Consider the following 13,140-nt stretch of genomic DNA (forward strand, 5'->3'; position numbering starts at 1 on the left):
ATAGAGAATTTTCTAAAGGAACGTGGAAACGGTATGAAACATCATTACGACATACTCAGGCATTTTTGAAATGGAAATTTAATCTCAGTGATATTGATGTCCGTCATATTAATCCCGGATTCATTGCAGATTACGAGTTTTACCTACGTACTGTTAGAAACTGCTCCAATAATTCTGCTGTAAAATACATTAGAAATTTTCAAAAAATAATCAATATTTGTCTCAACAATGAATGGATTAGCAAAAATCCCTTTATAGGTTATAAATCTAAAATAGAAAGCGTAGATGTCAGATTCTTAACTGATATGCAGCTACAAAAAATCCGTGAGAAGAATTTTAATTCTGAAAGATTAAGAATAGTCCGTGATATTTTCGTATTCTGCTGTTATACCGGTTTAGCCTATATTGATGCCAAGAATCTTACACGAGATAAAGTAACAACGGGAATTGATACAGGTTTATGGATAAAAACTAAAAGAGTTAAAACAAAGATCGAAGCCAGTATACCCCTGCTACCAGAAGCACAGAAAATTTTAAGAAGATATGAAAATCATCCGAAATGTGTAAATGAAAATATAGCTTTACCAGTACTAAGCAATCAAAAGATGAATGGGTATTTAAAAGAGATTGGAGACTTATGTGAAATTGATTTTGATATTACTTTTCACACGGCAAGACATACGTTTGCTACTACAGTTACTCTCAATAATGGTGTCCCTTTAGAGACCGTAAGCAAGATGCTTGGACATGCTAACATTAGAATGACCCAGCATTACGCTAAAATACAAGATAAAAAAATTGGTGAGGATATGCTGGTATTAAAAAAAATATTGATAAAAGAAAAAAAGGGTAGTGTCTCACTAACTGTGTAAGTTAAAAAGTTAGGCTTGGATTTTCATAATCTGAGTCTTTTTTTTATTTTAAACGGTGTTTATCGTTTTTATTTTTCAATGTGTTTCCTTTAGCTCATCACAAATACACAAGGGACATTACTTGTATAAACGCAGCTTTATCAGACTAATATTAAGCTGATAACAATTCCATTCAAATTAATGAACGATGAGTTATATCGATGGATGTCTAAAATGCAATGGTAATAACAGAATAATTATCTTGTGCCTCTTTGAGAAATTGGCTTTCTAGTTCTTGTAAGCCATTTCCTTTCTTAATATATTCAAGTATCTGTTCGACAGAAATAGTATTATGCACCCCATCTGAACAAATAATAAAAATGTCATCTTCTGAAAACCTGATGGACTGATATCCAATACTAGATTCAGAAGGTTTTCCTGATATAGATCTAGTTACGATATGTTTATATCGCTCTAAAGATTTCTCTTCTTTTATGCTGTCGGATTCTACTAGGCTATTTATTAGTGTATGACTCTTGGTCTGAAACAAAACTTTATCCCTATTTACTAGGTAAACCATTACGTCTCCAACCCAAAAAATATGGGAGATATTTTTATTTATAATAATACCGCCTGTCGTTGCACCAGATTTAATATTATTTTTGATATTGAATTGTTTGATTGCCAAATTGGCTTTTTGAACAGCTTGCTGTATATTTTGTTCATTGATGTTCTCAGCATAATTGAGGAATGTAAAGATGTTCTCAGAAACAATCTTTGCGGCTTCATCTCCTCTATCATAACCACCCATACCGTCAGCAATAAGAAAAAAAGAAGCACCAGACTCTAACCTGTCAATGCAGATAAAATCTTGATTACTTTCTCTTTTCCCTGTTCCTGTTATCTGTTGCATTTTCATTAGTTTCCTGTGGCCTTTTTTGTTGCTCCTCCGTGATTAGTAACTCTTGGTCTTGTACTTATTTTTACCGGCTTTGTTGTTATACTTTGTTCAGATGCTTTGGAAGCCCATAGGAAGCCTTCACCAGGCTTCAAGACACTCATATCAGCAGAAGTCAAACTATTCAATTGAGTCAAGGATTTTTGAATATGCTTTAACCATTGTGGAGAGTTAAACTTATGGAGTAATACAATACTGCTTAATTCAATGATTTCATTTGGTAAGCTTGGTGGATCTTGACTAGCAATCATGATACTGACTCCTTTGTGCCTCATTTCTCGAATTGCTGTAACTATATTATTAGTCAAGTCCTTATTGTCCATGTATTTATGAGCTTCGTCAAAAACAATGAACTTGTTAAAATGCTTGTCATTAAAAGTTTTTACCCCTGAAAAAATATTAAGCATAATCACAAATAACCCTAACGCTTCGTCCTTAACAATAAACTCATCTCGTAAATCTACAATGACTAATCTCCCCGGTTTCAAAACTCCTTTAAGAAAGAAACTATCATCAATATATTCTTGGGCAAAACTAAGTTTCTGCCTAGCTAAAGATTTTTGAGTGTTTGAAAGTAGTTCAGATGTCTCCACACTTTCTCTTAGCCCTTCCAACGTAATATTTCGGCGTTGTTCTTTCATCATAAATTTCAATTGCTTAATATATGATGAGTCATTTCCAACAGCACCTAATAAAAACATCCAGTCCTGAACATTCAGTTCTTTAGAGTTAAAGGCTATAGGTTTGACTTGTATAGATGGAAATTCTTCTCTACGCTCATCAACTTTATCCGAAGGAGTTAATATTATGACATCTTCAATAGCATCTGGTTCAGCACCATATAACTCCTTTAATTTTTCTAACTCAGTAAGATTGGTATTGGCGTTAATCATCGAGGTAAATTCCGGTTCATAGTCCATACTTTCACTGTAATGGAATATTACCCCTGCCAAAGGAGCAGGAAGTTTATTGATATTTGAAAATTGTTTCAATACCATTTCGCTAATCGTACCGATAGTATAACTTTTTCCACCACCTTGTACACCGAATAAACTTATAGTATTGGTTTCAGACAAATCAATTGCAATTTTTTTATTGTGTATTGACGTACCGATAATGCCAAATTGGTTAGAAATACTATTCTTCCCTACAATAATATCAAATTCTGGAATGGTATGAGTTTCTCCATTATTTTCAGGTACAGTTTGATGATTACTATATTCCTCTTCTTTGGATTCTGCTACTTCAGTATTTTTAAGTTGTTCGCTAACATACGCTTCAACTAAAATTGTCGTTTCCTTTTCATGTAAATCTTGAATTTCACTCGTCAAATCTTCTTCTTCCTCATTATAAGATGGTTTAAGCTTTGACTTAAACTTTTGTATAAACGGTTTTAATTTGTTATTTGATTCAAAAGCAGAAACCAATTCTTTATTAAGCTCTGTATCTTCCAATCTTTTGGTATTCAGATCAGAATTTGGATCTAAGATATCCCTGATTAATTTATGTCCAAAAGTAAAAATGGTCGTCTTATCATCAAAGTTTTGCTTCTGATGCTTTTGTTCAAAAGAAAAATCAAAAATAAATCCTAATCGTATAAATTTAAACTCAAACCCATTATTGAGAGTTTGAATAAAATCTATATAGCTATTGTAAGCATTTTCAGATAAGTAATTATATCTGTACGCTCGTTCGATATAGAAACTGAATAATGATTTTAATTCCTTGTTTTTGATTTCTCGATCTAAACGATCATTGCTTTTATAGTCGTTAGGATCAAAATGATGTTTGATGGCAACAATTGTATTATCAATTTGCTCAATCATTCTCGTCTTTAATTCATCTCGTTCTGCTGTTCCTAAAGAACTTCTACATTTTATTTCTAAAACAGCTATTTTTATTTCTCTTTTCTCCTTGTTTATCGTAATAAACAAATTGTCTGCCCGACTTTTAGAGTTTGTATTTAGGTTCTCGAAAAGATTTTGATGCAAATCTATCGGAATAAGAAATGCATTCTCCAACAAACCTTTTTTCTCCAAAACTCTTTTAGAAAAAGCAGTACCTATAGCTTCAAAAGCTTTGTTTTTTGAAGAGTTTAGTTGTAATACCAAAGAACTACTGATTGCTCTTAAATCTTCAAGAATAGTTTGGATTTTACTTCGGCTTTCAGCACTTTCGATATTTAATCCAAAAGATTCAAAATGAGGACTTAATAATCCTATTATCTCACTTGAAGGCTTAGTGGTAAGATAAGAGGAAATACCCGACACTTCTTCGCCAGGAACATAGTCTAATAGAAATGGAATTTTCCCATTTTCAGAAGGCTGATCAAAAACTTGAGGACCTAAGTTTTTATCAAATGTAATTACCCAATCCGAATATTCGTGTAAATGTGCTAATAACACTTGATCTCTGTTCGTCAAACTTAACTGCGTAGCTGGAACAGCCTCTGTAGCATGGAAAGCCAAAGAACCTGAAGTAAAAATCTGATACGAATTGTAAAGTTTATTAATCAGATTTTCTTTTGTATTTTCAATTTTGACATAATTATTCCAAGTTATTTTTTCAGGCTCCTGAATGATTTCAACATCAGTTGCTGGGTCAATAATTAAGCTGTTCAGATAAGCAGATTTATAGAATCTGTACGGTTTGTATAAAGTGATTTTTGTTGCAAATGGATTGACTAAAAAACTAATATGAGCATTATAAATCTCTGGATTTTGCACAAAATCATTGATATTGTTAATAGAAAATCTCAATTTAGGAAATAATCTATTTTTAGAAGGTTGAGAAAACACTTCTGCTTCTTCACTAATATTTGTTTCAGGATTAAGTAAAGCTTTTAAAGCCAACCCGTGTTCAATCAATGATTCTTGTCCTACAAAAATTCGAATTTCAAATTTGGTATTGCAGTATTCAGGATGCTTACTTACATCTACAAATGCTTCTGAAAACACCTCAGCATCACCAACATTAAATAAATTGATGATCAGTGTATCTGTATATGGATGTTGTATTAAAAAATTCTTTAGATGTTTAATTATTAATATTTTACTAACATCATTATGAACGATATTTCCAGAATCAATATTAAATAAATGTTTAAAATAGTGTTTTAATTGATGTGAGATAGGAACAAGCGAATCATTTGGATTGGGCGTAAATACATTAATATAAATTCCCCAGCCGAAACTTAATTCTCCAAGATATTCATAGTTTATTAATTGACTGGGATCAACTAATACCAATGGATTGTTGCTGGGAATCAATTCTCCTAAAAATAGGTTTTCCAAAGATTGCCATTCCTTGATATGGTCATTATATTGAAGTGTTTTATTAAACCATTCTTCAAATTGGTCAATAAGATTCATAAACCAAGTCAACCTAAGTGGGTGAAGTGGCGATAATAAAACCGCAGAAACAGAGCCTTCAGTTGGTAATTTTGTTTTAATTTTTACCGTATCTAAAAACTGTACTTCTGCGTAAAGAAGTTTGACATTTTCCTTGTCTTCTTCCGAAACTTCGGATTTTTCAATCTTTTTGTTAAGATTTACTAACCAATTATTGTAATGTTCTAAATAGGTTTTAATATCCTCTTTCAAATCGTAAAGATTTGTAGTTTCAAACACTCCATTTTCAGAACTATTTGAGTTTTTGATTTTCTCAAAAACAACTTTACGTGATTCTAATAATTTTTTGGGAGCTATATCTGTTAAACTACTAATCATGTATTCAATATTTTGTAATCCCAGCGTAGTGTTATTATTACTAATGTTTACATTCGTAAAACCAAAGTGATGACTATTATTCAAAATCTCATTTTCTATCAACCTTAGCTTTGATGACAACATAATTTGATAATTATGCTTGTTTGAATAATTGATATGAAAAACTGATGATAATTTAAGTTTATCATCATTTAGCCAGGTGTTAGATCGGTCGCTTGGAGTAGGACTATTTATAACTGTGTCTTGTCTTAAACCATCAATATTATATTTGAAAAATGCTTGAAGCACATTGTTCAACTTGTCTTTACGTATTGTTTCTTCTTTTTCAGTATTAATGTCAACTGCATAATCAAAATCCTCTGAATCGCATTTCAATTTATAACGAAGATCTCTTTTACTTTCAGGAGAAAATTCATTTTCTTCCCACTCTCGCTGTATCGAATCTTCATAAAAATCATCGTTTACGTTTAAAACATTCCCCAATTCATCTTCCGCTAATACTTTAAAAAAGTACGAACCTTCTTCAATATTATTCGCATTGAGTTCTATTTTAGCTTCTCGATAGACTTGTTTAGCATTTGTATTTTTTAATTTTCTAAGCGTGATTATTTCATGACCTGAAAAACCATCCACAGCCATTAAAACAACCCTGAAGTATTTCAACTCTTGAATGTCTTTTGGTTCAGGTGTAGTTTTAAAACGAATGGTAACTTTGGGGCTAGAAGTCCCATCAGATAAAAGAACTTTTTTACCTTCCTCAATAGTAAAATCTGTTGATCGAATTTCAACAATTTCCAATTTTACTTCTTTAAAGTTCAGACTTGGAATTTCCCATTTATCAAACCATAATTCAGGGTATTGCTCTCCAATTATCGCTACAAGCCCATCTAATGAAGTAATATCCTCTTCATCTCTGAATAATTGGATAAAATCCTTTTGAAGTGAATCTTTTTTTATTTGAAGCTCATCCACTCGGTCATAAATAGGTCTATTAAAAGATGCCAATATATTACAACTTGTAATGTTTAGATTAAGTCTTGAACGAATCAGATTCTCATCTTCAACCAACTTAAGGTCTGGCAACAGGTTTAAATAAAACAGATTTCGCCCAATACTTTCTTTTGTAAATGATTCTTCTTCCAATGCTAAAAGATAGCTCAATAAACTTGTTCGATTAGGATTACCAATATAGTTAATCACCGTACGAACAAATGCCAACAGATCCTCTGGAAGTTCATTCTGAAGTTTGGTAACTAAAATAGGCTCTATGCGTTCCAAAGAAATTTCTTTAAACGTAGCATTGCCATAAGAATCTTCTGCAGCAGTTCTGCTATTTGAAGGAACAAGAATAAGCAACGGTCTTTTCTGCTGATTTCGCAATTCGATTAGCTTTGTTGCAGAAATATAATAAATACCTTGTTGTGTTTCATCAACAATATAAGTATCTAAGTTCTTGAAATGTGTTGTAATAACTTCCCAAAGCGAAAATAATTGCTCATTTCCCAGACCTGTAATTTTCATACAATGTCCCGGTTTAGCATTCTCGAACTCATTTCTGTATAGTTCTACAATTAGTTCGATGATGTATTGATAGTAACGTGTTAAAATATTGACGTCCATTATTTTTTAATTATGATAGTTCGTAACGTGGTCTTATTTTCTGCAAGATATATGCATCACTTAAATCATTATAAAAGCCTATCTGTCTCAATTTTATCTTAAAAGCTTCTACATTTTCTTTAAAGGCTAAGTGAGTATGAAGATCCGCGTTTTGAAAACGTTTTTCCTCCAATCCATTTATAATTAACCCGTAACGGTCTTTTAGATTACGCATCAATTCTTCAATAGACAAGCTTTGAGTAATAAACTTATCACCTTCCAAATGCAAAACCTGTATTTGAACCAAAGCTTCTAATAATCTGGTGCCAAGCATATATCTTCTAGGATGTTTTTTACTTCTTCCTTGAGCCAAAAATCCTCTTTCGCTATTTTTTTGTGACAAACTGTCTAACAACTCTATGTGATCCTTATGTAATCGTTTTCCTCTCACTTTTAAAAGTAACTCAACATACCTATCAAAGTAGGTCGTTTCATATTTTACCATTTCGGTGAGTAAGTCTTTATCATCTTCGTCCTGCTCATTATAGACGACATCCCAATACGCCTCAAATTTCGTTTCGTATTGATTCAACTCATTTTTAAGAACTTCCAATGCTCTTTCTATGCTATCCGAATTGGATTCGTCTAACTTTAGTTTTTGGATAATACTATTAATTTTAAATGTAGCTTTGACGTATTTGTATAGTGAATTATATGTTTTTTCCGCTTCAGCTATAGCAATAGAAGAAACTTTACTTTCAAAATCGTCTGTAGCATCGATCACAATACTCCAATCATCATCAACATCTTTTGTTCCCGCCTCAATCATTTTTGGCAATAAATAAATGACTTTATGTATATACAAAGCGAGGTGAAATGAAGTAATTGTTTTCAGATAATCAATCAAAACATTTCTTGGGATTTTGGATTTATACACCAACAATCTTCGAACATCATCGCAGAATAATTCTGCTTGTTCTATTAAAATAGGTTTTACTTTATTGAGCGTTGTGTTGCTTTCCATAAAGCCAGGATTCACATTTTTTATCAAATATAAAATTCCTAGACTATCTACATCCAATTCTTTTGATTGAAGTAATGTGTTGGTTGTTTTATCCCATCCCTCAGCTAAAAAATTCCGGAGATTCTCTTTTACAATTGGGTTTTGTCCTAACATCAGGTAAACTTGATCTGCTGTAAAATAATCTCGTGTATTGGGAACATTTCTTACCCGATAACTTTCAAGATGGATAGGTCTTAACGAAGATATTTTTTCTTTTTCAGAATTTCCACGGTTTACCATATTGACAAGATTGGTACGCAGCCAAAGCTCTACCGCTTCGGGATTTTCTTTAAAACCATCCAATTCATTACCTTCTTCCAGTTTTTGGAAAATGTTTTTTAGTTTATCGAGTTCAATAAAAATACTGTCACCCCTTCTTGTTCGTTGTTTAGGACGAATGCCTTCATGCTTTAAAAGCATAAAAAGATTGACCAAGGTATTATCAATTCTAATCGTTTTGGCATCAGCCGTAAAAAGGAGCTCATTTCTAAATGTACTTTCCTGTTTGTTAAGTTTGATTGCCATAGTTAATAGGTTAATTTTTTAATAGCAATTTTGTTATGATTCTTTTTGATAGAATAAAACATACGATTATCTGGTGTTACTACAATCTCATCATAATTCAGATTCTCTAATAGGTTTTTAAACACAATCAATTCAATAAATTTACCTCGTAAATCATTTAACGACGGACTAAAGCCTTTTTTAATAAAGTAAAGCATTTCATACAAATCCAATGAAATAGCCAACTCGATATGTTTATTTATTTTATGCCTAAAAATTAAGCTATCCGGTTCGTATTCCAGATATTTAATCAAATGGTCTGTGCGATTTACTATCAATTCAAAATCTTCTAAGGGAAACATTTTAAATGATTTTCCTCGAACATCTTTTACATCGGTCGAAGCAAGAATTAGATTTTCTTTATCCAGTGAATCATTATCACACCCTTCGTTTAAAGAGACCGCTCTTGAAATTATCTGTTTTGTTGTTTCTTCGATTGTAGATTGGGACAATATAGAAACGAAATCAAAAATAGATTTGTAAGGCAAGCGTAATAAATAAGAAGGCTTTAAACCTTTATTAGTCGGTTTTTCAGTAGTTTCTTCTGTAGAGATGTCTTCCTTGAACCAACTTGTTTTTCCTTCAAAATAATGATGTCGAACAAACGCTTTATGGTTTTCTCTTATCGTTTGAATCAACTCTGGAGTCTGCTCATGTGCTGGAATAAAGGTTTTTTGTTCGTTAAAACTATCTAATAAATTAGATTCTCTTTCCGCAAATACAACATAGTCTTTTGGATTATGATTACTAAAAAACAACTCTCTGTCCAAATGTGGAATCGCAACTTCGCCAACATCTGTTTCTCTTAAAAGCTTTATTAAGCGATCCTTATTTCCACTGTCTTCCGAAATAGGATTGGTGATATTGAAATAATAATATTGCCAATATTTTTCAGGGTTTGTATCTTTTAACAATTCTGTCTGTGATATTTCTTCACAAGAAACATCATGAGTAAGCATAAAGGCGATAAAAGAACGTATATCACGCATTGTGATATGCAATTCACGTTTTAAACTAACGGTTCTGATTAACCATTCTAAACGATTGATAACTGTTTCTCCAGAAGCCGAATCGTTTAAAGTATCAACATTGTACTTAATAAAACAGTTTTTTGCCAATTCACAACTTTCGCATTTTTCCCAAAGTGATTTTTGTGTCAATGCTTTTACCTGATTTTTAAATAAACTTCCTTCTCCCGAATCATCTGCAACCACAGAGCGAAGATTCAAATTAACAATCATTACGCCTTCCGGAAGTTGGGTATGCCCCTCTTCGTAAAAGTAATCTTCGATTAATTTTGCTAATTTATGATGCTTATTTGAAGTCTTTAAAAACTCAACCAACCGTCCTTCATTTATCGCAATGATACGTCCTTCTGCTGCTTGAGTATATTGTTTAATATCTTCAAAAGGGTAGAAAAATTTTTCTAAAACGTCATTGTTTATCTTGTTTTCTTCATCTTGAGAACCATCATAGTTACTTTCATAAGTTACGCCGTTTATTTTAAATCTCGCTCCATTATGATGCGCAAAATGTTCGACATGTTTAACAGATGTGTGTTGTTCAATCTTTTTGATAAATGCTGTTTTTCCATCACCTGCATTTCCGGTAATAATAAGCAGTTTGTACTGTCCATCTACAATAGCTGGAATAAGACTTTTATCCAACTTGGTAGGTGTGTACGTCTGTTCATCCAATTGATGCGCATTGCTGTTTACCCTTGTTCCAAAATTTCCATATTTTGATTGGCTATACAATGAGTTTATATATTGAATAATATCAACATCGGTTGTTATAGTCGTCGTATCTTTTGATTTCGTTTCCGGTGCAATATCTTCTAAAATCTGATCTTCAATAGCAATCAATGCATCAAACATTTCCCGTGCATTTTGAAAGCGTTGAGAAGCATCGGTAGCAATAGCTTTCAATAAAAAGGCGGCAAACTTATCCGATATTCGATGTTCAATTTCTTTAGGATTATTCGGTTGTCTGCTACTCATCGGCATTTTAGATGGATGCCACGGATATTGTTTACAAACTAATTCATACAAAGTTACTCCGAGAGCAAAAGTATCAGCCGATAAATTCCAGTTTATCTTATAATTGTCAGCAATTATATCGGGAGCTAAATACGGATTTGTACCAACAAAATCTTTGTTGGTTTGGTTAGAGGATGCCACATTAAAATCAATCAGCACAAAACGTTCTCCTTTGTCCCAAATAATGTTTTGTGGTTTAATGTCTCGGTGCAAAACAGGTTTTTCTTTGGACTGCATTGCTATCAAAGCCGAAAGAATTTCCTTACCTACTTGAAATATCTTATGAATAGGCAATTTGGCATCAGTACGTGTGTAAATGCTTAAATTTTCCCCATCTAAGAATTCCATTACTGTAAAAAACTGCCCCGAAGCCGCTTCATCATTCCATTTGAATTGAACAATGTTGGGATGATTTAAATTGATTAACGCATCGTATTCGTCTTTTACAGAACTAAAATTTACACTTTCATTGAATAATTTCAAAGCATAAAAAGTGTCTTGAATACGGTGTTTTACTTTGAATACTTTGGAATAACCGCCTTTGCCCAATATTTTGTGAATTGAATACGTTCCGATAGAATCGCCTTCTTTTAATTCTTCAAAAGTGGATGATTTTACAACAGGTGCAAGTACAGGAGCTACTTCTGCAATAGATTTACTCTCTATGGCATTGGCAATAAAATCTTGTAAGGTTTCTATACTTTCTATTCGCTTAAAATCATCTGTTAAAATGGTTTGTGAGCAGACTTCATCAATCCATTTAGGCAAATTGGAATTGATATGTGTTGGGAGTAAGTCTGCTTTCAGTTTACCACCCATTTTATCCAAATCATAAGGCGTTTTGAATGGTTCTTTGTCTGTAAATAACCAATAGATTAAAACGCCTAATGAATAAATATCCGAAACTGCACTAGCATCATTCACCGTCAATTCCAAAGGGTGATAAGCTGTTGCGTTATTTTGATTGATGGTTGGCATAACGGTATATCCTTCCTCACTGTGATCAATGAAATAAGATTTACCAAAATTACCCAGATAAGCATATCCACTGCTCAAATAAATATTATCCGGATTGATATCTCTATGAAAAATACTTTCTTTATGTGCTTCTTTCAGTGCCACAATTACATTGTTAATGATATCAATCTTTTCTTTGAATGTAAAGGTTTTGACACGAGCTTCTGAACGTAAGGAGTTTTCTTCTAAAAAGTCAGAAATTTCATAGAAGAGATGATTGACCTCGTCGATACGAAACTCTACATTTAAGATAAATGGTTTCGCTTTTAACTTATTGAGTGCGTGATATTGGTTCTTGATTTTATCTTCCCGTTTCTTCAGTTCTTCCGCAGATAAACCGCTTACTTGCAAAGCATATTCCTTAATTCTACGACGTACCGAAGTAACACCTTTTGGCTTTACTAGATATTCCGTAAAATTTGGTTCCTGCTGAATGATTTCCAACACTTCATAACCTTCAATTTCTCGTTTTTGTTCTGGAGATTTCTTGGATTGCTGACCGATTAAGAATTGCATTATTTCTTGTTGAATGTCAGCAATATCATCTTCTGATTTGCCAATGCTGTGCGGATCGGTAATAAAATGAGTCAATTTCTTGTTTAATCCAAAGGTAAGCTTTTGTGCTTCGTGAGAAATAATAGGAGGATAAGTATTGTCAAAAGAAAAGGTAAGCATATTTTGAATCCACGCTTTTCCCCAAGCAAAGTTGGCTTCTTTGAGTTTAGATGCTAATATCGCTGTTTTTTGCCGCCCTGTTTTCAGTGGATTAGGCATTTGTCGATCATTGAGATACCAATAATGGTCATCGCCCTCGATACGTCCTTTCCAATCTTTGTTTTCAATATTGTAAATACCGTGAGGAGCTACAACAATTAAATCGTATTCCCAGTATTGGGTTCGATTGTTTTTGGGATTGGTAGATGCAATCTCCACATTGGGTATTAAATAATAATTATCAGGAAGATGTATCTCCAAATAATCCAACAATCTCTTTTCCCCGGCATTAACAACCGATTCGAAATAAGGCGGTTTTATGATACTTGCCATAGGTCAATTTCTTTTTCTATTAATGCAATGGCTTGGTTTTCTATTTTATAAGCTTCATATAAAGACTCACAATATTTTTTAACTAATTCGGAAATTTTAACTCTGAACTCTTCTGAAAGTACTGGTACAGGTAGTTCCTCAATGTGAAATGGTTCTATCCTATGAATTACTGACCCATACCGTAAAGAATTGATATAACTTACTACAATATCTAATGATAGATAAGCGAATAAGTAATATATATCAAAATCTTCTTGATCAGTTTCTATTCTAA

The 13,140-nt window shown here is 32.6% G+C and carries 6 protein-coding genes; 1 reads left to right on the plus strand and 5 read right to left on the minus strand.

Translation table 11 applies throughout. The features are described from left to right. The coding region (locus Q0A18_RS12445) for a site-specific integrase (RefSeq protein ID WP_292010473.1) at positions 1-872 on the plus strand (872 nt) is incomplete at its 5' end. 208 nt (positions 873-1,080) lie between these two features. Here Q0A18_RS12445 and Q0A18_RS12450 read toward each other — a convergent pair. The 5 genes from Q0A18_RS12450 to Q0A18_RS12470 form a co-directional block, all read right to left on the minus strand. Then, complete coding sequence (locus Q0A18_RS12450; protein ID WP_292010474.1) at positions 1,081-1,764, minus strand: protein phosphatase 2C domain-containing protein; 684 nt, start codon at positions 1,762-1,764, stop codon at positions 1,081-1,083. Between the two features lie 5 nt (positions 1,765-1,769). Beyond that, positions 1,770-7,058 carry an ATP-binding protein gene (locus Q0A18_RS12455; protein ID WP_292010475.1) on the minus strand — a complete coding sequence of 1,763 codons (5,289 nt, stop codon included), beginning with the start codon at positions 7,056-7,058 and terminating at the stop codon, positions 1,770-1,772. A gap of 109 nt (positions 7,059-7,167) precedes the next feature. Next, positions 7,168-8,724 (minus strand): hypothetical protein, encoded by a 1,557-nt coding sequence (locus Q0A18_RS12460; RefSeq protein ID WP_292010476.1) that lies wholly within the window; start codon positions 8,722-8,724, stop codon positions 7,168-7,170. A 2-nt stretch (positions 8,725-8,726) separates the two neighbouring features. Beyond that, on the minus strand, positions 8,727-12,866 hold the full coding sequence (locus Q0A18_RS12465; RefSeq protein ID WP_292010477.1) for a serine/threonine protein kinase: 4,140 nt from the start codon (positions 12,864-12,866) through the stop codon (positions 8,727-8,729). Beyond that, positions 12,851-13,140: hypothetical protein (locus tag Q0A18_RS12470; protein WP_292010478.1), on the minus strand; the 290-nt coding region annotated here is incomplete at its 5' end. The genes Q0A18_RS12470 and Q0A18_RS12465, both read right to left, overlap by 16 nt.

Origin of the sequence: Chryseobacterium sp. (assembly GCF_022712095.1) — a bacterium.
Lineage (GTDB): Bacteria > Bacteroidota > Bacteroidia > Flavobacteriales > Weeksellaceae > Chryseobacterium.